Below are 23,770 nucleotides of genomic sequence, written 5' to 3'. Positions count from 1 at the left end.
GTTAATCACTTCTGCTAAAAACAATAAGTACGACATCTACCACGTTAAAATAGTGGACATTAAATTATCGACGTTTTCTGACCTAAACTTGGCGCTGAGGCGATATCTCTGCCTCTGAAGCCATAACCAGATCATCACTCTGGTTAGTCGGGTCAGTCTTCGCGACTAATTCACTCTTTTCACTTAATACTTCTTGCGGGGCATCAGTTGCATCACCAACTGTGTCATCTCCCTCGCTTGCTAGTAACGCTTCATCTTCAGCTTTGTCTTCATCTTTCATGACGTTGCGGAAAACTTTTTTCGCCAACTCAGCTGAAACCTCAGGGCTCAACTTAGGTTGGTTACTGTAATCAAGGGCATACTCAAGTAGGCCATCAATTTCGTTATACTGTGGTTGTTTCCATAAAGCCTTTAAGGCTGCAGATTTTGCAGCAGGAGAAACATTCGCTCCCATAAACGATGCAAAACTACCACCAACCTCGATTTTTTCTGGATCAGGTAAATCTTCAGCTTCAAGAATTTTTTCTGGATCAGCCGTCTCAACAGTGTGCGCATCAACTGTTTCAGTGTCACCTTCAGGGCTTACCTGCTCTGTTTCAGTTGCCTGTGCTTTTGCTGCTAAATCAGCAGCAGCTTCAGCTTCAACCTGCTCACGACGCTCAGTCCAGCGAGAAAAAAATCCTCTTGGTTTATCGCTCATTTAGTGGCTCCGAAGGTGATCTGTGCTTGGGCCTTGATCCTTGCGGCGATTCACATGTTTACGGCGCTTAGCTGAAATCTCAACTTCTCCATGACGCGTTATAAAAGCTTCAACCCAACAAGCCAGCGCTTCTGGCATTGGAATATTGAGCACTGGCGTTTCAGATTCTAAACAGCCTGCTGCGACATTTTGGTCGCAAGATATAGCTGCAGGAACCCAGGTTCCATCACTAAGCTCATCACATACGATGTAAAGCATAGTGTTATCCATATCGAGATTGATGCGGTAACTACCACGCTCATCTTTGTGCAGCTCAAATAACACCAGCGTTGCGCCTTCTGGTGCCTGATGAGAAGCAGGGACGATTTGATCGACCTCCCACGTAACCGACGGCCAGCGACCAACCATTTTTTCCACTTTTTTCAGTGAAACGTAAATAGGCCAAACATTTTCAGTATGTTGCATAAAAGCTTTGCCTTATGAAATCAGAAAACAACAAGAAACAAACAAATAACCAATAAATACATAATGTTATTTAACAACCTTATGACTTTGAATACTGGGGTTATTAGGTTTTGTTTCCTTTATGCGTATAGTGCTGCAAAAATAGTGCCAGAAGGATTGATTACTAAAGTTTGACCTAGATCGCTAATTCCACTTTAAGAGTAGGACAATTTGTCCATATTGCTAATTTTAATAGGACATAAGGCTACGTTAATTAGCTATCACTGATAAACATTGGTGTTAGATCACGCATTTACAATCTACTTACTATTGGAGGTATAAAAGTTGCTATGCTGATAGGCAGTTAGTTTTAATCACGATTTTCGTCTTAAATACCGACATTATTGGTATCAGATGACACAGTCAGAGGCCGCTACGTAAATGACCCAAACCAATGCCACAGCAAAAGCCCCACTTAAACTTGTTAAAACCCAAGCCGAAGTCCCACTGACTTTGCCAGTAAAAGCAATCAATGAATTGGGCGAAAGTATTGATAAGTTTGTCGCCTGTGAAAGACCCTTAACTGTTTACCTCAACTGGCAACCCATTGTGACCTTAATGACACTGGGAGCTAAGCCTGAATCATTAGCATTGGGATACTTAAAAAACCAAGGTTTTGTTAGCGATGCCAGCTTGTTAGAGTCAATTATTGTTGATTGGGACGTCAATTCAGCGGCTATTTTAACCGCTGAAAAAACAACAGATTTAGAAAAAAAGCTATCAGAAAAAACCGTCACATCTGGGTGTGGTCAAGGCACGGTTTATGGTGGCTTTATGCAAGGGCTTGATGATATTAACTTGCCGACACCTCAGCTTAAACAGTCAGTATTGTATAGCTTACTTAAAAACATTAACGCCTATAACGAGACTTACAAAAATGCGGGTGCTGTTCATGGCTGCGGTATTTGCCAAGATGACCAAATTCAAGCATTTATCGAAGATGTAGGCCGTCATAATGCGGTTGATACACTCGCTGGCGATATGTGGTTAGCAGGTGAAAATGGCAACGATAAGATTTTTTATACCACTGGCCGTTTAACTTCAGAAATGGTGATCAAAGTGGCTAAGATGGGGATTCCGGTTCTGCTTTCTCGCAGTGGGGTTACACAGATGGGACTCGAATTAGCACAAAAAATGGGTATTACCATTATCGCACGTGCTAAAGGTCGTCATTTCTTGGTCTACCATGGCGCGGAAAACATCGAATTTGATGCCAATAAAGCCAAGTAATTCGCTGTGATGAGATAGGCCTGTATTTGACTGTTATTAGCCTAGCTCTTTTAAGCATTTCTATTAACCAGCTCTGTTAAAGAGTAGCCCTTATTGATGACAAGCTCGCAATGGGCTTGTTATCGATTAAACAACTCACTTCATATCGCGAAATTTAGCCCACTGCTCACGCTGCTTCTCGGTTAAAAAACTCCATGCAAGTACGCGAGTAATCTTGTTTCCCTGCTGCATCTCAATGGTTTTTACCGTATCTACAGACAATTTATCGAGTAAGGCATAACACGGTTTTAAGTTTTCAGATTTAGAAATTAGCGAACTAAACCATAAACATTGAGTTCCAAATTGTTGGCTTTCTTTAATCATATTAGCCAAAAACTGTTGCTCGCCACCTTCGCACCATAACTCCGCTTTTTGTCCGCCAAAGTTCAGCTTAGGGTCTGTTTTAGATAACTCAACACCAGTTTTACCTTGATGAAGGTTCGATTTCATTCTCTTGGCGCGATTTGCTGCGAGGTTAGCATTTTTCTTGATGCTGCCCTTAGTCGCGTCTTCAAGTGAGCGATGAAACGGCGGGTTACACATAGTCAGATCAAACCGTTCATCAGCTTTGATAATGCCTGAAAAAATGGCACTCGGGTTAGCTTGTAAACGTAATGATAACTTTGAGGTTAGTGACTTATTTTGTTCAGCAATTTTAGCCACATTACTAATGGAGATAGGGTCTATGTCACTGGCAACAAACTGCCAGCCATATGACTGGATACCTAGTAACGGATAAATACCATTGGCGCCCGTTCCAATATCTAACGCTGTCACCTTGGCACCTTTTGGCACCTTGCCGTTGACACTTAATAAATCCGCAATGTAATGCAAATAATCAACACGACCTGGCACAGGTGGACACAAAAAACCTTCAGGAATATCCCAGTGTTCAATGTCATAATCCAGCTTTAATATCGCGGCATTGAGACTCTTTACTGCTTCAGGATCAGCAAAGTCTATTGATAGATTTCCATAAGGATTAGTTTTAACAAAGTGGGACAATTTGGGACACTTTTTAATAAGTGCTTCAAAATCATAACCTTGCAAATGCTTATTTCGAGGGTGTAATGCTTTAGGTGCTAATTGCCCAGTGGTGAGCTTCTGCTGCGGTTTTTTGCTGTGCTTATTGATCGATTTGGTCTGTCGGCGTTGACTCTTGACTGGCTTGTTATCAAGTTTAGCGTTTTTCGAATGCTTTGCTGCGCCTTTAGAAGGCGCCTTAGATGCTGTCACAGATTCAGTGCTCTATTTAATCGTACAAATACTTGGTAAACAGTAAATTCACTACTAATTCACTACCCGTTTCTTCTGCGAGGAGCCTATTAACCGTTTCATAGCACTCACGGCGAATGTCTTCACGACCAGTGAGTGACTTCACTTTATCTTCGGCTTGATTACCTAACACTTCAACAATGGCTGAGCGTAATAAAGGGTCATGATGTTCAATTAGCAATAAATGGTCAGGATCTTTCACCATCAATTCGACACCGATTTTAACAAAACCTAACTTCTTACGATTAGAAATATAGTTAGTGACAATATCAGGTTCAAAACCATAATAAGCAAAATTTTCTAAGGCCTTTTCATCTGCGCTTTGCACATTCATTGAAAATATCAGTGAAAGAAAAATTGCGTATATGTACTTTGCCATCGTTAATCAAACTCCATTATTGATATAAGCGTTGTCGTGATAAACTGCACCCGTTTTGTAAATTTTAACGAGTAATGAATGACAGTAACCAGCTTAAGCTTTCCATACGGTGAATCTATTCAATGGTTTTCACCTGAGAACTTCCATTCTATGCCAAAAACAGCTTTAAAAGAATGGTTACTTGCCACTGGCAGTTTAACCCAAAAATTAAAAAGCTGTTGCCAAGATTTTGAAGTAAAGGTGTTAGGCGAACACCTGACGACCCCTTTAGCAGGTGAATGCCCTAATCAAAGCCGAGTATGGGTCAGAGAAGTGCTACTTTGCCTTGATGGTAAACCTTGGGTATTTGCACGCACGTTAATTCCAGAGAGCCTTACAGAACATCAGCAACATAACTTTAAACGTTTAGGCTCTAGGCCGCTTGGTGAGTTACTTTTTTCGAGTAATGATATTGTGCCAGGCAAAATCGAAGTGGCAGAATTCGAAAGCTGTAGTAAGTTAGCACAACTCGCGACGAGTTTATCTCAAGCTGTATCGGAGCCATTATGGGGACGCCGTCGCTACTTTACTTTGGCGGATCAGCAAATCATTGTGAGCGAAATATTTCTCCCTGCCGCAGTAAAAATTATCAATAGTGAATTAGCACCTTCAATGGCTGGCACGGACTGATAAATCGTTTTATTTACAATTAAAAAAGGCATGGTAAACACCATGCCTTTTATTATTTTGCATCAGTTTATTATCTACGGCTCTGCCTTTTTCGCATCAATAAACTCAGCATGAACAGTGATAACCAACCTAGGCTACCTCCACTACTCTCACCACTATTATCGGGTACATCTTCAACAACTGCAGGTAAGAAAAATGTCCAGGCACTTTTTTCTACATTGCCCTTTTCATCAGTAACAGTGAGTATAATCTGATATTCACCTTCAGTTGTATAAGTGTAATTAGCAGGGTTTTCACCCGTTAATGTCGTGCCATCACCCATGTCCCATGAATAATCTAATGTACCAAAGCCACCAGTTGTATTATTGGTCATTTTGACGGTCATATTATTACTGCCCACAATGGCAATAGAAAAATCAGCTGAAAGTTCAATCACCACTTCAACTATACGACTATAACTGGCACTGATACCTGTTGAGTCTGTCACGGTTAGCGTCACAACAAACCCGTTAGAGCTACTATAGATATGTGTAGGATTAGCTAAATCACTGCTAGCACCAGCTTCACCAAAGTCCCAAACATAACTGTAGTCACCATCACCTCCCTGCACTGATGCGGTAAAAGCAGCCTCAAAATCAGTCACAACAACATCAAAATCCACTGTGATTTCTGGATCGTCTGGATCTGAGACAACAATATTTCTGCTGAACTCGACAGTCGCAGTTTGGCTACTGGTCGACTGAGCGGTGACATCCATACTCAAGCCTAATTGTTGTAATACCATGCCAGATTGCGGCTGAAGCGGTGCACTAAAGTCGTTACTATCGTCAAACTGACTTTGATTACTTAAATGATTATCTGAACCATAAGCCGTTTGCGGATACAGGCTAAAACTTGCATCGCGCACTTGCACATCACTACTGCCATTCATGATCAAGTTTTGGTCAGCATCGACAACACCGATTAAACTATAACCTGCATGCTCACTGACATTATTGTCTTCGTAATTGCTGTTTTCTAGCCATAACAATACGCCTGGCTCATAGCCAATATTTTCTAACCCTTCGTCAAGGCCTAGATAATTGCGAAGCTGTGCAATATAGCGCTGCGGTAAGCCTGGGACGGTATCATCAATGCGAGCATAACCATCTACATTAACCGATGACACGGTTTCGGCGTCATCACTGAAGATCTCACTACCCTCAGCCGTGAGTGAAATATTGTCGACTAACATCCCAAAGCCACCTACGGCTTGATCTGTGATGTAATTAATTTGCAGTTCCACGCTTTGACCTGCATATGCTGATAAATCATATGTCAGCTCAACCCACGCATCACTGCCGCTTCCACTACTGATGTCGGATGATTTCCCTGATATATAGTGATTAACGTTGTTATATAGCGGATTATTAGCAATTGTATGATTACCTGCGATTGCAACATTGTTAATCAGCACCTGGCTATAATCATAATCAACTTCGATATCCCACAATGCATAAAAACTCAGCATTAAGGGAGATTGCGCAGGCAAATCAAGATCAATCGTCATGGTATTGGTCATCATGTGCCCTTTACCTGAGTAGTATTGATATTCGCCAGCATAAGGCGCTTTAAAAGCAATGTTACTTACTGGTAGCGGAATCGATAATTGATTCACTTCTTCGGCATTCACCGCACTGACAAGATCAGCACTTAAGCCTGTTTCACCAATTTCTGCCCAATTAATAGTGCGCTCATTGACCCACTTCCCCTTATAACGCGCTTGCAGGTATGAACGTGCATATGGGCTAAAACCTGACGGTTTGGTGCCAGGAATATATGTCCCACCAGCAGCTTGCCCTACCCAAGTACCTCCAGCCATTAGCGACCAGCTCCCTACTGGTGAGCCATCACCGCCGTAGCTTGTATCATATTCGTCTGGCAGACCTAGATCATGGCCAAACTCGTGAGTAATCACCCCTGAGGCTGAGTCGATAGGCTGCACGGTATAACCATAGACCTTCATTGATGTGCCAGGAATCGTGGAGCCAAATGTACTTGCGCCAACAAAAAATCGATGCGACCAAATAGCATCAGTGCCTAGCACGCCACCACCGACTTCCTCACCTAAGCTAGAATGAAAAATAACGATGTGATCGATCATGCCGTCGGCTTCATCGAGATTGCCGTTATTATTTAAATCATAAGGATCTTCAATATCAAATTGCGCAAGCTCTGCCGACGTCATACCTGCAACCGCTTTCGTAACAGCTTCCATCACCAGTTCAGGCACTGCAACATCATTGTCATTATTATTAGCATCATTACCGCCATAGTAAGCAGCATTGTTATCAGCGGTTACCCAGCCTTTAACTTCTCCGTTGAATGAGAAGGTTCCACCAGATGCTTGATCAAAGTATTGATAAGCCGTTTGTAGGTTTTCACCGTTTGGTCCTGCAAAGCCGCTAGATGAAAATAAAATGTCTTCATAATGCGCTACAGCATAATCGCTGTAATACATTGCAGTGTCAGATGGGGTTAATTGATTATCGTTGTAAGGTAAGTCCGGAAAATCAACTAAAACAGCCAAGACATTCACAGCTTTTTCAACATCACTATCGGCCAATGTTGATACTGCTGCGACATTTTGTTGCTGTTTTTTATTCGCTAAAACCTGATTAATTCGTTTTGTTTGATTTAAAGGAACCGCTAAGTTATTTGCCCGTGCTTTACGGGTAAACTCTGCAACAGCTTGCTGTTTTTGCAGCTCGGTAGCATCAGGGCTTAACTCACCACGTTTGGTTAGCCAGTAAATAATTTGCGGTTCATTGATAACACCGGCATCGGCAGGTGACGTGTATTTAACAGGCGCAGCGATTGAAGAAGCACTCAATGCTAATGACAAAGTCAGTGCTAACGGAGTAAAACCTAATTGAGAATGCTTAAAACTAACCATTATAACGACTTCCCTTTGTGACATTTTTTATAGGCATCATTGCGTTTAGCAATATATTCATTAATAACAGCTTGCTGTTGTGCCTCAGTCATTTCAGGCGTGATATCACCTCGGTTTAGCAAGTTGTTTCTAATCCCTTGAGTATTTAATGGAGGTGGCGTTGCACCGCATTGTATTGTTGGTATAGGGGCAGTCTGTTGTTGCGAGGCCGATTCAGGCATTGCTGCTTGATGACTACAAGCCAACAAATTTGCGCTCAAAAGTACCAATAAAGTCCGTTTCATAATTCAACTTATAACAGTGTAGATTAACTGAACATTAACAGTTATTACCCAGCGATTACAAACAGGCAAATAAGGTTTTTTGTCTCCGCTCCAACGCCAATGTTCATACAGGCAGACAACTGAGGTAACAGACTAATTATTAAGTTAAATTACAGCCGATTATCGTCAAACAGTAAAAACAAAAAAGGCCGCTATTGCGGCCTAATAATACGAAGTTATCCTAAAACAAGATCATTTGCTGTTTATGCAGTGCTCTTCATGTAGCTCGACACACCATCTAAGAACATTTGTACAGATATCATCACTAGCACCATTCCCATTAAACGCTCTACCGCTGTCAGGCCTTTCTCGCCTAAAATACGGGTAAAGACTTTATAGAAGAGTAATATCACCGCACTCACACCCCAAGCAGCGACTAACGCAATAGTCCAATCTGTCATTCGTGAGCTGTCACTATGAGCAAGCAATATCAATGCTGCTAGCACTGACGGCCCCGCCATCAAAGGAATCGCCATTGGCACAATAAAAGGTTCTTCACCCGCTGCTAAACCGACAACCCCACCAGGCTGCGGAAAAATCATTTTAATCGCAATTAAAAATAAGATAATACCACCAGCAATACTGACGGATTCTTGGCGTAAATTAAGGAAGTTGAGAATCGCCTCACCAGCAAATAAAAACAACAACATAATCGCTAGAGCAATGAGTAACTCACGTATCAATACACGGCGACGCTTTTTAGGCTCAATGTGACGTAAAATTGATGCAAAAATTGGTAAATTCCCTAACGGGTCCATGATTAAAAACAGCATCACAGCGGCTGAAAATATGTCCATTACATTTATTCTATTAATAATTAACAAAGAATCGCCATTGTATACTTAATACTGCGATTTTGGAGGTATGAGCAGTAAATTTGTTTATATACTCACGATTTTGGCTATGCTTTACCGTGTAAATTCTAATGATGATGAATAATCAAGCACCACAAGTATTAAGTTAATCCAAATACTAGGATATACTTGATTGTTTTTTCCGTTTCTTAGATTCTTTTGGATTCCATGCTCTATCTAGTTGCCAGCTGTATCGCACTTTTATTCGGTCCGCTTTTTTATCGTTATTTCTCTTCAGGAAGTGGCTTACAAAAAGGCCTGGATGGATTTATTTTCGTCTCGTTAGGCGGATTAGTGCTAATCCACATTTTGCCTGAACTCCTCGAACATGGCGGTATCATTACCCTGTTGTTTGTCGTGTTCGGTTTATGGGGACCAACTGCCAGTGAGCGCTTATTTCATCGTTATTCTGAAATCACCCACAATGTCACACTTACATTAGGTATTGCCGGCCTTTTGCTGCATACCATTACCGATGGCGGCGCGATGGTTTTAGCCCAGCAGGAAGGTAATTCCATATTACTCGCCTTGGGCGTCATCATGCATCGTTTGCCTGTGGGGCTCGCTATTTGGTGGTTATTGAAACCGCAAGTTGGCACGCAATGGGCCAGCGTCGTTCTTGCTGCAATGATGGTATTAACGGGTGTTGGCTATTTTGCCGGAGAACAACTGCTACAACATTTGAGTATCGAAAATACCGTGTACCTGCAAGCATTTGTTACAGGTTCTATTTTGCATGTTGTATTACATCAACCACATGGCAATCAAAATGATGATCGTCACGGACGTTACCAATATCAAGCAGGCATTGGCAGCCTATTAGGCGTAGCCTTACTAGCAGTATTGTTGCTAGTGGATACGGGTGGCGACGCTCATAGCCACCATAGTCACGGCTCAGGGCAATTTTTAAATTGGATACTGACCATTTCGCCTATTTTGATACTAAGCTACCTTATTGCTAGCCTGCGCTTTAAGGCCGGATTAACACCGCAAAATGAGCGCCTTTCTAGCCGTTGGCTGCAACGTCTTGCTGGCCCAGAGGCCTTAATTATTACTTTGCTGTTATTGGGCCCTTGGTTTGCGATATATCAAGCAATTGGGTTACTAATCATTGGCGCATTACTCAGTCTAGGCAAGGTTGAGTTAACCGATCCACACGAAAATCTTCCGCAATCCAGTTGGCGCTTTGGTTTTGCTCATTTAGTGGATAGAAGCGCACCTTGGATTGCATTAAGTCTGATATTGGCTAATTTAATTGGTCACCCATCAGTACACCTTGAGCACCCAGCACTGCAAGTTTTCTTACTACTTGTTGTATTCCTACCTATGCGCTTTTGTAACCTAGGCGCTGCAGTATTGGCTTTATCGCTTGCGTATAGTGGTTGGCATAATGTGGCTGTGGCTTTTGCCTTAATCGCAGCGCCAGTGCTGAGTATCAGTCAACTTAAACTGATGAGTTGGACAATGCGTATCGCTCTAGCCTCTGTTATCGCTTTAGCATTATTATTCGCCAATAATTACTTGGTTGATTGGCATCAAATGCTGACCTTACCCGATACCGTTAATGTGGCTGCGGTGATCATTGTCGGGCTGATTTTTAGCGCTTGCTTGTTACGTTTAGGCCCAAGGAAGTTTCTCAGCCGTTTAATGATTCAGTTCAATGCTCATAACCATGACCACGCGCACGGCCATTCACATAGCCATACACACAGTCATCAACATGATGATAGTCAACACACTGGCCATCAACACAAAGAGCATAAGCACTAACAACCAGCTGCGCTCTCGAGATCATCGAGAGCGCTTGTCTGTTGCAAATCAATTGCCTCTTGCTATTAACTTAATAGTGAACTTGCTCCTCAAATAAGCAAAACTTGTCCACTACGGCTTTTAGGTTATGATGAATTATCATCCTTAAAAAAGTCGAATCCATGTGCATCCTATTCATTGCTGTCGACATGCATCCTAAATGGCCACTTATCGTATGTGCCAATCGAGATGAATTCCATCACCGACCTACCGAGCCTGCTCACTTTTGGCCGCAAGATGCCACAACACAAATTCTGGCAGGTAAAGATCTTCAAGCAGGTGGAACCTGGCTTGGGGTAAATCAATTAGGCAATTTTGCAGCGCTAACTAATATTCGCCTTCAAACCAGTGAAGATGGAATGCGCAGTCGAGGCGAATTAGTACTAAAAGCGCTCGCTGATGACAATACCTTCAACCCGCAATGGCTTGCCCAACATGCTGATAACTACAGCCCTTTTAATTTGGTCTATCAATACGACAAACACCTATGGTGCTTCAATAGCGTCACGGCAGAAAATACACAACTCAAAAAAGGGTTTCATGCCATCAGTAACGGCGCATTAGATGATGTGTGGCCAAAAATGGCTAAAGGACAAATGGCACTTGAACAACATGTACTAAAACATGCCGCTCCCGACATTCCCCACATGCTTAAGCTAATGCGAGATCAAACACAAGCGCAAGACAGCAATTTACCCGATACTGGCATTGGACTTGAGTGGGAGCGGTTACTGTCGGCTATTTTCATCAAACATCCTGAATACGGTACTCGTTCCACCAGCGTAGTACTTCAAGATTGTCGCGGAAACATAGAATTGACAGAAGTGCGTTATGACGGCAAAGGAAGAAATTTAGGCCAACAGCAATTCACTATTAGCCTCTAAGCTGAAGATAACCCTTCTGACTAAAGCCGTGACAAAAATTAGCTCCTGTACATTAAAAACGGGGGGCTATTTAGTGATCCAAATAACAGGCGATCAGTCTGAAAACTTCCCTTCTGATTAAAGCCGTGACAAAAGTTAGCTTCTGTACATTAAAAACAGGAGCTATTTAGTGGTGCAAATAACATGCGATCAGTCTGAAGACTTCCCTTCTGACTAAAGTCGTGAAAAAAATAGCTCCTGTGCACTAGAGACGAGAGCTATTTAATGGTGCATGTAACACGCGATCAGTCTGAAGACTTCCCTTCTGACTAAAGTCGCGAAAAAATTAGCTCCTGTACACTAAAGACGGGAGCTATTTAATGGTGCAATTAAAACAGACGATCAGTCTGAAGAATGATCATGGGTAATGACCCATTTATCATCAATACGCTCGATTAATAAGGTGAATACACCACTGGGTTTATCTTTCGCACGCTCAAGTGTCCAACGTCCAACTACGAGTGCGGCATAATTACTGAGCATTTTGATTTCACGTACATTAAAGCTCAATTTCCCCATACGTTCTTGTGTCGGATAACTGCGTTTGTAGCTACTTAATATTGAGTCCCAGCCATAATTGTATTTGCCATTAGACACAAATCGCAACTTATCGCTTTTCCAATAACCTTGCATATAGGCATCAATATCACCACTGTTCCATGCTTTTTCTTGATTCGAAATAACCGCACGGATCCTATCGGTTGGAATGGCACTATTCGCATTCACCTCATCAAGGGAAATCGAGGCAGCATCTTCAGGGTTAATATCCACTGCAGCGACGGGGGTTGTCGGCGTATAGATGTCAGGTTGCTTTTCTGCCTCGCTTTTGAGTTCATTAACAGCATCATCTTGCGCTGCAGTTGCTACTTTATCAGGCGCAGTTTCGCTTTCGACAGGCGAAATTGCCCCCGTTTCTACAACCTGATCTGTCACCGGCTTTAACGGAACCGTTTTCAGCACTTGTTCGGTTTGCTCCGCCAAAACAACATCATTGTCAGATTTAGCTGCAGTCACTTGAGTATCATCGATAACCTTAGCGTCATTCGCGACAGCCAGTACTAGCGGCGACATACAGTATGCTATTACACTAAGGCAAAAAATTGTAAGGTGCTTCACACACTCTCCTTGTCATGACTAAGTGTTGATATTCCATTTAAGGCATGCCAACTTAGTACTTTTGTATGATTAGTCTCGGCCAAATAAGCACGTTCATTATCTGACTTTCTATGAGTGACAAACTAATATCATTCACTAGCACTGCAGAATTAATCATAAAATATTTCATTATCTTATCGTTAGATTCTAACGTAAATAGTAACAATAAACTGGAAAATACCCCATGTTTCGCAAATTTTGTTTATGGCTTCTCAAAATAAATCACTGGCAATTTGAAGGGAGCGCACCACATCAAGGGCAGTTCATTATGGTCGTTGGCCCACATACCAGTAATTGGGATTTCATCATTGGTATTATTGCCCGTTTCGCCTTAGGTATTAAAATTCACTTTCTAGGCAAACATCAATTGTTTTTACCCCCTTGGGGCTGGTTCTTTAAATTATTAGGTGGCAGTCCAGTAGACCGAAGGAAAAATAACAATATGGTTGATGCCGCTGTGGCATTGTTTGCAGCAGATCCACAATATAAATTGGCATTAGCTCCTGAAGGGACTCGAAGCCCTGTCACACGTTGGAAAACTGGCTTTTATCATATTGCCGCAAAAGCCAAAGTTCCGATAATAACTGTCGGCCTCGACTTTGCTCGTAAAACCATTGTGATTAATCAACCGATGAATACCAGTGGCGATATGACCGAAGATATGAATCAAATTTTAGATTTTTTTCGAGGAATATCAGGTCAGCACCTTAAAGTTATTCCAGAATACATACCTGCAAAAACAAAAAAGTCGAGCTAGTTAAGCTCGACTTTATGCGTAATGAGATTAATGTGCAGCGCTTTCAGGCTTGATGCTGCGAATATCTTCACCTGTCGGATTTTGGAATGCTTTCAAGCCAAACTCTGGCAGAATAGCAAAAATATGATCAAATATATCCGCTTGTATTCCCTCATAAAATGCCCAACGAGTATCATTGGTAAACACATACAGCTCAATTGGTAAACCTTGAGTCGTTGGCGCTAATTGGCGCACCATTAAGGTCATATCCTTGTGAAGTTTATTATTATTTTTAAGATAAGCATCTAAATAAGCACGAAAAGTCCCGACATTGGTTAATCGTCTGCCATTCACTGGCATTTCAATATCGCTCACTTGTTCATTCGCATGGTTAATTTCAGACACCATTTTCGGGAAATAATCTTTTAAGTAGTTCACTTTAGATAACCGTGTCATATCTTCTTCGGTTAAAAAGTGAATACTATTAACGTCGATATTGAGTGAGCGCTTGATTCTGCGTCCGCCCTTTTCTGACATTCCACGCCAATTTTTAAACGCATCAGACACCAATGCATAAGCTGGGATCATCGTGATCGTGTTATCCCAATTACGCACCTTCACGGTATTTAAAGAGACCTCGTCAACAGCACCGTCGGCGCCGTATTTATCCATTTGGATCCAGTCACCTTTACTCACCATGCGGTTAGCTGCAAGCTGAATACCTGCAACAAACCCTAAAATGGTATCTCTAAATACCAACATCACTAAACCTGTCGCAACACCTAAACCACTCAAGAAATAGATTGGCGACTGATCCGCAATAACAGAGATTGAAATGATAAAACCAATAAAGAAGAGAAACAGTTTAAATAGCTGCACGAAACTTTTAACCGGTAGTCGGCGACTAATATGTCTGACATCGGCAATTTCATTCACTGCATCAAGGCATGAATAAATAGCTCGGATAACAAAAATAACCACGAGAACACTCATGGCTCGGTCAATAATAGTGCCAAGCAAGTCTTGGTGAGTCAGAATAATGGGTATCAACAAATCTAATACCATTATGGGGATCAATAGCGCTAACTTCTCCAATACGCCGTAGCGCATAAAGATATCATCCCAAGTCACTGCTGACTTACGGATCATGGCATTGACCGCTTTCACAAACACCTTGCGAGTAATGTAATAAGCAATCGCTGCAATCAGTAGACTGGCAAACAATAAAATTGAGGTTGCGAGGCCATCTGACGGCTGGCTATTTACCCCAACTTCTAATAACCATGCGGCGATATCTGAACGTAACTCGTTATCCACTATTGATTCCTTTAGCACTTGAAAACACTGACTAACATAGCATATTTCTCGCAAGAGCAATGATAATCAATTATATGACACAGACACATAAAACCACTCACTGACATGAAACAAGTCGCTAACAATTAACCCAAAATCAACGACAATGTCGTGAAAAATACGCGCAATTATTGACCTCCAGCCTCTAGCAACTAACAATAGCGCCATCTAATCAGGTAGAGGTTTACATGAAAAAAATTTGGCTCACTTTACTATTCACTTTTAGCTTAGTCACATATAGCCAACACGCCCAAGCAAGCACAGAGGAACCTCAACAGTTCAAGCCTTCTGTTGCCCTATTAGTCGACTATATTGATACTCGTGGTGACATGTTTGGTGTCACTATTGCAGCCAAACACTTTGACCCTGATTATGCGGATTGGGGATACTATATCGGCTATGCATGGGGCAGTGAGTACGATATTGATGTTCCAGAACCTGGCGAAGGCTATGCTAAAGAGTACATGTGGCGTTTTGGTTTGAGCTATAGCTTAACTCAAGATTTGAGTGTGTACGCTGGCGCCACGGCGTTTATCTACGAAGAAAACACCACAGATAATATCGTCCCACTGATTGTTGGTGCTGAACCTGTTTGGGAGCGTGAACGTCAAAAGGACTGGGGAGCGGAAGTCGGCCTCAGATACACCATTATGAATGGCTTTGTGATTGGCGCAGGTTACGATACCAACTCAGAAGCAGCGGTCATATCCATTGGTGTCACCATGTAATATTTTCCCAATAAAAATCCCTAATAAAAATCCCTAATAAAAAAGGACCTTGCGGTCCTTTTTGTTATCACTCTCACTTAGTCAACGCACTACATCATCGACATTTAAAAGCTCGCCAATAAACCCGCAGGAAGATAACGGTTAAAACTCGCGCTGTATAGCAAGTCTGTTGCATTATCGATATCAGGCGCAAAGAAACGGTCTTTATCATAATACTCAACAACTTCGCGTAACTGCGCTTTCGCACTCGCTACAGCTTTACTTGGCTGTAATGGCTTACGGAAATCAAGCCCTTGCGCCGCAGCAAGTAATTCAACCGCCAATACACCTCGTGTATTTTCAGACATATCACGCAAACGTCGAGCAGCAAATGTGGCCATAGAGACATGATCTTCTTGGTTGGCAGACGTCGGCAGACTGTCTACTGATGCTGGGTGAGCATAAGTTTTGTTCTCTGATGCCAGCGCCGCAGCTGTCACTTGAGCAATCATAAAGCCAGAGTTAACCCCACCATTTTCCACCAAAAATGGCGGTAGTTTTGACAAGCTAGAGTCAATCAGTAGCGCAATACGACGCTCAGCTATCGATCCCAGTTCGGCGATGGCAATAGCAAGGTTATCGGCCGCCATAGCAACAGGCTCTGCATGGAAGTTACCACCAGAGATAATATCGCCAGTATCTTGGAATACTAATGGGTTGTCAGTCACACCATTAGATTCAACCGCTAACACCTCAGCCGCGTGACGTATTTGGGTTAAGCATGCCCCTAATACCTGTGGCTGGCAGCGCAGTGAATAGGGATCTTGTACTTTTTCACAATCAACATGGCTTTGGCTAATCTCAGACTCATCGCCTAGCAAATGACGGAAAATAGCTGCTGAGTCAATTTGACCTTTTTGGCCTCTTGCTGCATGAATACGTGCATCAAATGGACTGCGACTGCCCATCGCAGCCTCGACACTCATTGCACCAATCACGGAACTGGCAGCAAAGAGGTCTTCAGCGTGGAATAATCCTTCAAGCGCCAATGCTGTTGATGCTTGGGTGCCATTTAATAAAGCTAAACCTTCTTTAGCAGCGAGCTCAATTGGCTCAAGCCCAGCAATTTCAAGTCCTTCTGTCGCTGTGATGATTTGACCTTGGTAGCTCATTTCACCTTCACCAAGTAACGGCAGACACATATGTGACAAGGGGGCTAAGTCACCTGATGCACCAACTGAGCCTTTTTCAGGAATACATGGATAAACACCCGCATTGACCAACTGAATAAGAAAGTTAATCACTTCTAAACGAATACCTGAAAAACCACGGCTCAGAGAGTTAATCTTCAATACCATCATCAATCGCACAGTGGCATCTTGCATATATTGCCCAGTACCAGCAGCATGAGAAAGCACGATAGAGCGCTGCAGTAATTGCAAATCTTCTGGCGCGATTTTAGTGTTGGCTAATAAGCCAAAGCCCGTATTAATGCCATAAACCGTGCGGCCTTCATCTAAGACTTGTTGCACTAACCCAGCACTGGTATTGATGTCTGCAATCGCTTCATCTGCTAAGGTGATGTTCACTGAAGCACGGCTAATTTTACGTAACTGAGCCAGTGATAGCGTACCTGGGTTCAGTAATAATCTATGTTGTACCGTCATTACTTCACTCCTTGCATTGGTAAATCTAGACCTTGCTCTTTCGCGCAACCAATGGCGATATCGTAACCAGCATCAGCATGTCGCATAACACCTGTTGCTGGGTCATTCCATAACACGCGTCCTAAACGCGCAGCAGCGTCATCACTGCCATCTGCCACAATCACCACACCAGAATGTTGACTAAAGCCCATACCAACGCCACCTCCATGGTGCAGCGACACCCAAGTTGCGCCGCTAGCAGTATTTAATAAGGCATTCATTAGTGGCCAGTCTGATACAGCATCAGAGCCATCAAGCATCGATTCCGTTTCACGGTTTGGACTAGCAACAGAGCCAGAATCAAGGTGATCACGTCCAATCACAATCGGCGCAGATAATTCACCATTTTTCACCATTTCGTTAAATGCTAAAGCTAAACGTGCACGGTCTTTTAGCCCTACCCAGCAAATTCGCGCCGGTAACCCTTGAAACTCAATACGCTCACGGGCCATATCTAACCAATTATGCAAATGCGGGTTATCAGGAATTAACTCTTTTACCTTGGCATCGGTTTTATAAATATCTTCAGGATCACCAGATAAAGCGACCCAACGGAAAGGGCCAATGCCTTCACAGAATAACGGACGCACATATGCAGGAACAAAACCTGGGAAATCAAAGGCATTTTCAACGCCTTCTTCAAATGCCATCTGACGAATATTATTACCGTAATCGGTGGTAGCCGCCCCTGCGGCTTGTAGCGCTAGCATCGCGTTAACTTGAACAGCCATCGATTGTTTAGCTGCTTTAACTACAGCAGATTCGTCAGTTTTACGCATTTCAGCAGCGTGCTCTAACGTCCAGCCTTGAGGCAAATAACCATTTAATGGATCGTGCGCAGATGTTTGGTCAGTGACCACATCTGGCGTCACACCGCGCTCAACTAATTCCGCAAAAATGTCAGCAGCATTCGCGAGTAATCCGACAGAAACAGGTTTGCCAATGGCATTAGCTTCATCAATCATGGCCAAAGCCTCATCTAATGAGGTCGCTTTCTTATCCACATAACGAGTGCGCAGACGGAAATCAATACGCGTTTCATCAACTTCACATGCCAATACTGAATAACCCGCCATGGTGCCAGCAAGGGGTTGTGCGCCGCCCATACCACCCAGTCCGCCAGTTAAAATCCACTTACCTGCTGCATTGCCATCAAAGTGCTGTTTTGCCATCGCGACAAAGGTCTCGTAAGTGCCTTGAACAATCCCTTGAGTACCAATATAAATCCACGAGCCTGCGGTCATTTGGCCGTACATGGCCAAGCCTTTTTTATCCAGCTCGTTGAAGTGCTCCCAATTAGCCCAGTGCGGAACCAAGTTTGAGTTGGCAATAATCACTCTCGGAGCATTGTCATGGGTTTTAAATACGCCAACAGGTTTACCAGACTGAACAAGTAAGGTTTCATCGTCTTCAAGACGTTGAAGCACTTCAATAATTTTGTCATAGCATTGCCAATCACGAGCTGCGCGGCCAATACCGCCATAAACCACTAAGTCTTCTGGTCGCTCAGCAACATCTGGGTGTAAGTTATTCATTAACATCCGCATTGCAGCTTCAGTTAACCAGCTTTTGCAGGCGAGTGTCGTGCCGTGAGGTGCGATAATATTACGGCTAGGGTCGTGTCTATTACTCATTATATTTCCTTCAATTATCTTCAACTGTTAACACTCAAAGGTGCTAAAGCCTGACTTTTTTGTTTTTATAAATGACAATCTATCGGTTAAACGTTAAATGACCACCTAGTCTGAATTGACTGCCGGGGTGAGTTAATCGAGCAAAACTCACCACCCCTTTTCGAGACCAAGTGCGACGTAAAATTTGTAAGCAAGGTTCAGTAGGCTCAATGGCTAAATGCTGTTGGGTTTGCTCATTGGCAATAACGGCTTCAATGGTATGGCGAGCTTCGGTTAAGGGAGCGACTTTAGATAAATACTCATGAGGCGTAAGCAAATTGAAATCTTGTTTTAAATAATCGGGGATCATTTGCGGATTCACATAACGCTCTTCCACTTGCAAAGGTTTATCTTGCTCGCAATGCACCAAAACTGAATAAAAAACTGGGCTGCCTTCTTCAAGCCCTAACGAGATAGCCACTGCACTGGGTGCACTTACTTGTGTCAATTCAAGTTGCTTAACACTGTAGCCATGCCCCCTGTCTTTAATCTCATCAGCAATATTGCGAATGGCTAATAGCGAAGACTGCGATTTAAGCCCCGCAACAAAAGTACCTAATCCTTGACTGCGCTCTAACACTCCAGATTCCACCAATTCTGTTAATGCACGACGTGCGGTCATTCGACTACAATCAAACAACTCAGTTAACTGGTTTTCAGAAGGCACGCGATCATTCTCTTGCCATTCACCCGCTTCAATGCGCGCTAAAATGTACTGCTTAATTTGTGCAAATTTTGCTAGTGCCATCGTCTTATCCATTTGAGTAAAATGTGTTGTAGTTGCACGCGCTAGAGGGTTATTAGTGGCAAGCGATAGGGTTTTCATGAATAGAACTGCCTAAAACTTGCTTATTTTGGTGAATTAACCCACGTTACGATTAAAAACTCGGCGTTAACCTTACCTTGTATATACAAGTTAAAACAAGTATTGTTTTGCCTTAATCGAATAATTAATTTTACGCTCAGGAGTTGCCATGTCGTGGGACCACGTTTGGATTGACGTTAATATTGCTACTATGGATCCAGATAATTCAGCAGCTTATGGCGCTATCACTGATGCCGCTATTGCAGTTAAAGACGGCAAAATTGCTTGGCTTGGACCACGCAAAGAATTACCTGACTTTGATGTATTTGATATGCCTGTATATCGTGGTCGTGGTGGATGGATAACCCCTGGCCTTATTGATGCCCATACTCATTTAGTGTTCGCAGGCAACCGTGCCAACGAGTTTGAAATGCGACTTGAAGGCGCAAGCTATGAAGATATTGCTCGTGCTGGAGGAGGTATCATTTCGACAGTAAATGCTTGCCGTGAAGCGGAAGAAGCTGAATTATTCGATCTCGGTCGTCAACGCCTCAATGCCCTAGCCAAAGAAGGGGTGACGACAGTTGAGATTAAATCAGGCTACGGATTAAATACCGAGACTGAAGTGAAATTACTCAAGGTTGCACGTGAACTAGGGCGCAATCATCATGTCGATGTAAAAACAACTTTTCTTGGCGCTCATGCTATTCCACCAGAATATAAACATGATACAGAGGCCTATGTGGATCTCGTCATTAACGAGATGTTACCTGCCGTTATTGAACAAAATCTTGCTGATGCTGCTGATGTTTTTTGTGAAAATATTGCCTTCAACCTTGACCAAACAGAGCGAGTATTAACTGCCGCAAAAACGGCAGGCCTCGAAATAAAACTTCATGCCGAGCAACTGTCTAATATGGGCGGTTCGACGATGGCCGCTAAGTTGGGCGCAAAATCAGTCGATCATATTGAATACCTTGATGAAGCTGGCGTTAAAGCACTTGCAGAAAGTGGCACCTGCGCCACCTTACTACCTGGAGCGTTTTATTTTCTGCGTGAAACGAAAATGCCACCGATTGAACTATTACGTCAATATAACGTGCCGATTGTGGTTGCTAGCGACTTTAACCCTGGCTCATCGCCTATTTGTTCTACCTTATTGATGTTGAACATGGCTTGCACTTTATTCAAACTCACCCCAGAAGAAGCATTAAAAGGAATAACGGTAAACGCAGCCAAAGCGTTAGGAATAGAACAAAATGTTGGCATGCTTGCACAAGGTATGCAGGCCGATTTCTGTCTTTGGGATATTGCCACACCAGCTCAATTGGCCTACGCCTATGGAGTGAATCCATGTAAAGATGTCGTCAAAAATGGTGTGCTAGTTCATCAATAGTTTATTCATTTAKTCACTAAAGACTTTTCTCTGTTACTAGTTTGAAAAGTACTCTATAGCCAAGAGAATATCTCGCTTATTAAAATGCCGACATTTGTCGGCATTTATTATATCTGTGTACTGTCTGTCTATCTGATCACTCGTCGTCTTTCAGTGCATCAACAGGTAACCAATTCACTTTAACACCGGCTTGCAAAAACATATCTTGGCTAATTTTGATTTTATCGCCCCAGCGAGATAAGAAATCTTGGCTTTGCTCTGGGCAATATACCCCAGTAATCCCTGTTTGAATAATCTTTGCAGCACAATTAGGACACGGGAAATGGGTCACCCAAATATCGCAGCCATCAAGATCACGCTTAGCAAATAAAATCGCATTCTCTTCTGCGTGCAAGGTCTTGAGTAACTTCATATCACGATCATCAGTTTCAGCGCTGTCAGAAATCCCATGGGGATAACCATTAAAACCGACAGAAACAATCCGATTATGCTTAGTGATCACCGCACCCACTTGAGTTGACGGATCTTTACTCCATGATCCTACAAGCTCAGCCATCTGAAAAAATCGTTTTGCCCATTTTGAAATCATAGCGGCTCCCCTTTTGCTTGCTGAGTGTGAACTTGGCTTTTATCTATTCATAATACCTAAAGTTAGCAACATTGGCAGCAAATAACAGTGCAATATCATTGATTTGAGTAATCCTCATCTTTGTTGTTCAAATTGACTAGCCATCAGACCTAATAAAGCTTAGGATCTTGAGCAAGCACATTTAAGGATTGGAGTACGTAGACACTATGGGTATTAGAGCGATTATCGTAGATACAGCTGGCACCACGACTGATCTAGATTTTATTCACGATGTACTATTCCCTTATTCAAAAAAAGCCATGGGCGATTTTCTGAGTAAGAATCAACATAACCCATTGGTTGAATACTGTATTAGTGACGTACGTGATCTTGCTTTAGAACAAGACGCCTCTATCGAACGTGTTACAGAAATCCTGTCACAGTGGATTGATGAAGACCGTAAAGCGACACCACTTAAAACCCTTCAAGGGCTAATTTGGAAACAGGGTTACGCTAGTGGTGAATTTACCGGTCATATTTACCCAGATTTTATCGATGCGATTCCACGTATTGAAGCGGCAAACATCCGTATTTACAGTTTCTCTTCTGGCTCAGCTGAAGCGCAAAAAATGCTATTCAGTCACAGCGATGCAGGTGATTTAACACCTAAATTCAGCGGTCATTTTGATACCCGTACGGGTAACAAGTTAGATAAACAAGCTTACTGTAATATTCTCAATACCGTGAGCTTAAGTCCTAAACAAGTCTTGTTTATCTCTGATGTGATTGAAGAGTTAAAAGCCGCTGACGCAGCAGGGTTACATACTTGCCAAATGGTGCGTTTTGACAATCAAAAAACCGCTAAGTTTGCACAAATTAGCGATTTCTCGGCTTTACCTATTGATTGCTAAGCCTGCAAATTCAGCGTTGTAACCCATACGCGCTTAACGCCTAATAAAAAACGACCCAAAGGTCGTTTTTTATTATCTGGCACATAGCGCAAGTGGGTTAAATCTCTTCATTAAAAAGCAACACCACACTGCCGCCACTTAATACGCTATCAATATTCACCGTCACACCAATACCAATGTTGGTTAACCATGATGATAAAGACGGCGTTTCAACGAGCCAACCTAAACCCGTTTCATAATAATGATTCGTCCCCATGCTATCGACTGCATCACCGGTTAAATCTATTCGCTTAAATAAAAAACGCATTTCATTGCGATAACTCATCAGCTCAGGCAGTGGGTAATGATAAATAAATGTATTACTAAAACGGCCAACATGGGGAGTACCTGTTTGTTCAGGTGAGTCTGCATTGACGATATTGCCAAAAGCGTAATTAACTCGACTTATAAACTGCCACTTATTTTCCCAAAGCGTGCCTTGATAATGTAACTCAAGCGTAGGATCTACCATCCAGGCATCGTAAGAAGTATTAAATACCTCACCATCAAAGTCTTGACGCAGTCCCTCAAGTGCTGGGCTATAATCAAAATGATTTCGATACCAAATATAATGACCACCTAAGCCAAGCTGCAACCACCAATTCGAAGATAACTCATACCGCCAGCGCTGCTCAGCAGATAATAGATAACTCTTTTCATCGAGCTTTTCTGTCATGTTCGCTTGATCAGAGAGTTGTAAAGACTGTTTCGAATTAATAAATGAAAACTTCACAGAGCTGGCCGTTTGCCAATCAGGTGATAGCTCAAGCCAATTGCTTTCCCAAGGGATTGAGTAAACACTTAATTCCTTGCGGCGTTGAATGGATTCTTTAGACCCAGTATCGATATTATCCAGATCCACAATGTTACTGGGATCAAAATTGACAACCCCTAAGGTCACTAAGCCCGCATCCGACAACACAATCGCAGTTGCAATGTTACCTTTAGTGATGTCACTTAAACTTTGATCCACTGTGATATCCGTATTGGCAAAAGCTAAATGACTTATGAGTGCAAGAATGCAACTAAAGCCCCAGCGAATAACCATAGGCGAATTACCGATGCTGAACATTTTCAT

General features: G+C 42.6%; 22 protein-coding genes. 8 read left to right on the top strand and 14 right to left on the bottom strand.

From position 1 onward, the window contains the following. Window positions 1-82 precede the first annotated feature (82 nt). Window positions 83-700 (bottom strand): DUF3306 domain-containing protein, encoded by a 618-nt coding sequence (locus A9267_RS20070; protein WP_065110511.1) that lies wholly within the window; start codon window positions 698-700, stop codon window positions 83-85. Next, window positions 701-1,165, bottom strand: coding sequence for a DUF3305 domain-containing protein (locus A9267_RS20065; protein ID WP_065110510.1), 465 nt, complete (start codon window positions 1,163-1,165; stop codon window positions 701-703). 420 nt (window positions 1,166-1,585) lie between these two features. On the opposite strand from A9267_RS20065, the gene A9267_RS20060 reads away from it, so the two are divergent. Then, on the top strand, window positions 1,586-2,434 hold the full coding sequence (locus A9267_RS20060) for a formate dehydrogenase accessory sulfurtransferase FdhD (RefSeq protein ID WP_065110509.1): 849 nt from the start codon (window positions 1,586-1,588) through the stop codon (window positions 2,432-2,434). 135 nt (window positions 2,435-2,569) lie between these two features. Here A9267_RS20060 and rlmF read toward each other — a convergent pair whose 3' ends face one another. Then, window positions 2,570-3,709 carry a 23S rRNA (adenine(1618)-N(6))-methyltransferase RlmF gene (rlmF, locus tag A9267_RS20055; RefSeq protein ID WP_065110508.1) on the bottom strand — a complete coding sequence of 380 codons (1,140 nt, stop codon included), beginning with the start codon at window positions 3,707-3,709 and terminating at the stop codon, window positions 2,570-2,572. Between the two features lie 16 nt (window positions 3,710-3,725). After that, complete coding sequence (locus tag A9267_RS20050; protein WP_065110507.1) at window positions 3,726-4,127, bottom strand: flagellar basal body-associated protein FliL; 402 nt, start codon at window positions 4,125-4,127, stop codon at window positions 3,726-3,728. A 78-nt stretch (window positions 4,128-4,205) separates the two neighbouring features. On the opposite strand from A9267_RS20050, the gene A9267_RS20045 reads away from it, so the two are divergent. After that, window positions 4,206-4,796 (top strand): chorismate--pyruvate lyase family protein, encoded by a 591-nt coding sequence (locus A9267_RS20045; RefSeq protein ID WP_055024157.1) that lies wholly within the window; start codon window positions 4,206-4,208, stop codon window positions 4,794-4,796. 70 nt (window positions 4,797-4,866) lie between these two features. On the opposite strand, the gene A9267_RS20040 is transcribed toward A9267_RS20045, so the two are convergent. The 3 genes from A9267_RS20040 to A9267_RS20030 all read right to left on the bottom strand — a co-directional run bounded on the left by A9267_RS20040 (window position 4,867) and on the right by A9267_RS20030 (window position 8,851). Next, window positions 4,867-7,731: an immune inhibitor A domain-containing protein gene (locus tag A9267_RS20040; protein WP_065110506.1), complete on the bottom strand. Its 2,865-nt coding sequence runs from the start codon at window positions 7,729-7,731 to the stop codon at window positions 4,867-4,869. Then, a complete protein-coding gene (locus A9267_RS20035) occupies window positions 7,731-8,015 on the bottom strand; it encodes a hypothetical protein (protein WP_055024155.1) in 285 nt (94 codons plus the stop codon). The genes A9267_RS20040 and A9267_RS20035 overlap by 1 nt, the downstream gene beginning before the upstream one ends. 242 nt (window positions 8,016-8,257) lie before the next feature. After that, on the bottom strand, window positions 8,258-8,851 hold the full coding sequence (locus A9267_RS20030) for a YhgN family NAAT transporter (protein ID WP_055024154.1): 594 nt from the start codon (window positions 8,849-8,851) through the stop codon (window positions 8,258-8,260). A gap of 225 nt (window positions 8,852-9,076) precedes the next feature. On the opposite strand from A9267_RS20030, the gene A9267_RS20025 reads away from it, so the two are divergent. Both A9267_RS20025 and A9267_RS20020 read left to right on the top strand, forming a co-directional pair. After that, entirely contained in the window at window positions 9,077-10,678 is a 1,602-nt protein-coding gene (locus tag A9267_RS20025; protein ID WP_065110505.1) for a metal transporter, read from the top strand. Between the two features lie 161 nt (window positions 10,679-10,839). Beyond that, the gene (locus A9267_RS20020; RefSeq protein ID WP_065110504.1) at window positions 10,840-11,601 is read left to right on the top strand and encodes an NRDE family protein; all 762 of its coding nucleotides are present in this window, start codon (window positions 10,840-10,842) and stop codon (window positions 11,599-11,601) included. 381 nt (window positions 11,602-11,982) lie between these two features. Here A9267_RS20020 and A9267_RS22135 read toward each other — a convergent pair whose 3' ends face one another. Next, entirely contained in the window at window positions 11,983-12,405 is a 423-nt protein-coding gene (locus tag A9267_RS22135; RefSeq protein WP_065110551.1) for a YybH family protein, read from the bottom strand. Between the two features lie 574 nt (window positions 12,406-12,979). On the opposite strand from A9267_RS22135, the gene A9267_RS20010 reads away from it, so the two are divergent. Then, window positions 12,980-13,552 (top strand): lysophospholipid acyltransferase family protein, encoded by a 573-nt coding sequence (locus A9267_RS20010; RefSeq protein ID WP_065110503.1) that lies wholly within the window; start codon window positions 12,980-12,982, stop codon window positions 13,550-13,552. A gap of 27 nt (window positions 13,553-13,579) precedes the next feature. Here the strand turns inward: A9267_RS20010 and A9267_RS20005 are convergent, their stop codons facing one another. Then, window positions 13,580-14,848, bottom strand: a complete 1,269-nt coding sequence (locus A9267_RS20005; protein ID WP_065110502.1) for a mechanosensitive ion channel family protein — start codon at window positions 14,846-14,848, stop codon at window positions 13,580-13,582. 227 nt (window positions 14,849-15,075) lie between these two features. Here A9267_RS20005 and A9267_RS20000 point away from each other — a divergent pair, with 227 nt between their 5' ends. After that, window positions 15,076-15,615 carry a TonB-dependent receptor gene (locus tag A9267_RS20000; protein WP_065110501.1) on the top strand — a complete coding sequence of 180 codons (540 nt, stop codon included), beginning with the start codon at window positions 15,076-15,078 and terminating at the stop codon, window positions 15,613-15,615. A gap of 104 nt (window positions 15,616-15,719) precedes the next feature. On the opposite strand, the gene hutH is transcribed toward A9267_RS20000, so the two are convergent. The 3 genes from hutH to hutC form a co-directional block, all read right to left on the bottom strand. After that, a complete protein-coding gene (gene hutH, locus A9267_RS19995) occupies window positions 15,720-17,261 on the bottom strand; it encodes a histidine ammonia-lyase (RefSeq protein WP_065110500.1) in 1,542 nt (513 codons plus the stop codon). Then, window positions 17,261-18,934 (bottom strand): urocanate hydratase, encoded by a 1,674-nt coding sequence (hutU, locus tag A9267_RS19990; protein WP_065110499.1) that lies wholly within the window; start codon window positions 18,932-18,934, stop codon window positions 17,261-17,263. The genes hutH and hutU overlap by 1 nt, the downstream gene beginning before the upstream one ends. Before the next feature lie 79 nt (window positions 18,935-19,013). After that, window positions 19,014-19,721 carry a histidine utilization repressor gene (hutC, locus tag A9267_RS19985; protein WP_065110550.1) on the bottom strand — a complete coding sequence of 236 codons (708 nt, stop codon included), beginning with the start codon at window positions 19,719-19,721 and terminating at the stop codon, window positions 19,014-19,016. 226 nt (window positions 19,722-19,947) lie between these two features. Between hutC and hutI the strand changes: the two genes are divergently transcribed. Further along, the gene (gene hutI, locus A9267_RS19980) at window positions 19,948-21,174 is read left to right on the top strand and encodes an imidazolonepropionase (protein WP_065110498.1); all 1,227 of its coding nucleotides are present in this window, start codon (window positions 19,948-19,950) and stop codon (window positions 21,172-21,174) included. A 136-nt stretch (window positions 21,175-21,310) separates the two neighbouring features. On the opposite strand, the gene A9267_RS19975 is transcribed toward hutI, so the two are convergent. Continuing rightward, window positions 21,311-21,763: a dCMP deaminase family protein gene (locus A9267_RS19975; RefSeq protein WP_065110497.1), complete on the bottom strand. Its 453-nt coding sequence runs from the start codon at window positions 21,761-21,763 to the stop codon at window positions 21,311-21,313. Between the two features lie 206 nt (window positions 21,764-21,969). Here A9267_RS19975 and mtnC point away from each other — a divergent pair, with 206 nt between their 5' ends. After that, window positions 21,970-22,653, top strand: a complete 684-nt coding sequence (gene mtnC, locus A9267_RS19970; RefSeq protein WP_055024141.1) for an acireductone synthase — start codon at window positions 21,970-21,972, stop codon at window positions 22,651-22,653. Window positions 22,654-22,750: 97 nt separating this feature from the next. Here mtnC and A9267_RS19965 read toward each other — a convergent pair whose 3' ends face one another. Continuing rightward, complete coding sequence (locus A9267_RS19965) at window positions 22,751-23,770, bottom strand: Solitary outer membrane autotransporter beta-barrel domain (protein WP_065110496.1); 1,020 nt, start codon at window positions 23,768-23,770, stop codon at window positions 22,751-22,753.

Source organism: Shewanella sp. UCD-FRSSP16_17 (assembly GCF_001675935.1).
In the GTDB taxonomy this organism is placed as follows: domain Bacteria; phylum Pseudomonadota; class Gammaproteobacteria; order Enterobacterales; family Shewanellaceae; genus Shewanella; species Shewanella japonica.
The sequence above is the reverse complement of the archived record's forward strand: the minus strand, read 5'-3'. Positions and strand labels throughout refer to the sequence as shown.

Coding starts and splice junctions, on each gene's coding strand:
- A9267_RS20020 (WP_065110504.1), top strand. CDS start 10,840: ATGTGCATCCTATTCATTGCTGTCGACATGCATCCTAAATGGCCACTT.
- A9267_RS20025 (WP_065110505.1), top strand. CDS start 9,077: ATGCTCTATCTAGTTGCCAGCTGTATCGCACTTTTATTCGGTCCGCTT.
- A9267_RS20045 (WP_055024157.1), top strand. CDS start 4,206: ATGACAGTAACCAGCTTAAGCTTTCCATACGGTGAATCTATTCAATGG.
- A9267_RS20060 (WP_065110509.1), top strand. CDS start 1,586: ATGACCCAAACCAATGCCACAGCAAAAGCCCCACTTAAACTTGTTAAA.
- A9267_RS20070 (WP_065110511.1), bottom strand. CDS start 700: ATGAGCGATAAACCAAGAGGATTTTTTTCTCGCTGGACTGAGCGTCGT.
- A9267_RS20065 (WP_065110510.1), bottom strand. CDS start 1,165: ATGCAACATACTGAAAATGTTTGGCCTATTTACGTTTCACTGAAAAAA.
- A9267_RS19965 (WP_065110496.1), bottom strand. CDS start 23,770: ATGAAAATGTTCAGCATCGGTAATTCGCCTATGGTTATTCGCTGGGGC.
- A9267_RS20040 (WP_065110506.1), bottom strand. CDS start 7,731: ATGGTTAGTTTTAAGCATTCTCAATTAGGTTTTACTCCGTTAGCACTG.
- A9267_RS19975 (WP_065110497.1), bottom strand. CDS start 21,763: ATGATTTCAAAATGGGCAAAACGATTTTTTCAGATGGCTGAGCTTGTA.
- hutH (WP_065110500.1), bottom strand. CDS start 17,261: ATGACGGTACAACATAGATTATTACTGAACCCAGGTACGCTATCACTG.
- hutC (WP_065110550.1), bottom strand. CDS start 19,721: ATGGCACTAGCAAAATTTGCACAAATTAAGCAGTACATTTTAGCGCGC.
- A9267_RS20050 (WP_065110507.1), bottom strand. CDS start 4,127: ATGGCAAAGTACATATACGCAATTTTTCTTTCACTGATATTTTCAATG.
- A9267_RS20000 (WP_065110501.1), top strand. CDS start 15,076: ATGAAAAAAATTTGGCTCACTTTACTATTCACTTTTAGCTTAGTCACA.
- A9267_RS20035 (WP_055024155.1), bottom strand. CDS start 8,015: ATGAAACGGACTTTATTGGTACTTTTGAGCGCAAATTTGTTGGCTTGT.
- mtnC (WP_055024141.1), top strand. CDS start 21,970: ATGGGTATTAGAGCGATTATCGTAGATACAGCTGGCACCACGACTGAT.
- hutI (WP_065110498.1), top strand. CDS start 19,948: ATGTCGTGGGACCACGTTTGGATTGACGTTAATATTGCTACTATGGAT.
- A9267_RS20010 (WP_065110503.1), top strand. CDS start 12,980: ATGTTTCGCAAATTTTGTTTATGGCTTCTCAAAATAAATCACTGGCAA.
- A9267_RS20030 (WP_055024154.1), bottom strand. CDS start 8,851: ATGGACATATTTTCAGCCGCTGTGATGCTGTTTTTAATCATGGACCCG.
- hutU (WP_065110499.1), bottom strand. CDS start 18,934: ATGAGTAATAGACACGACCCTAGCCGTAATATTATCGCACCTCACGGC.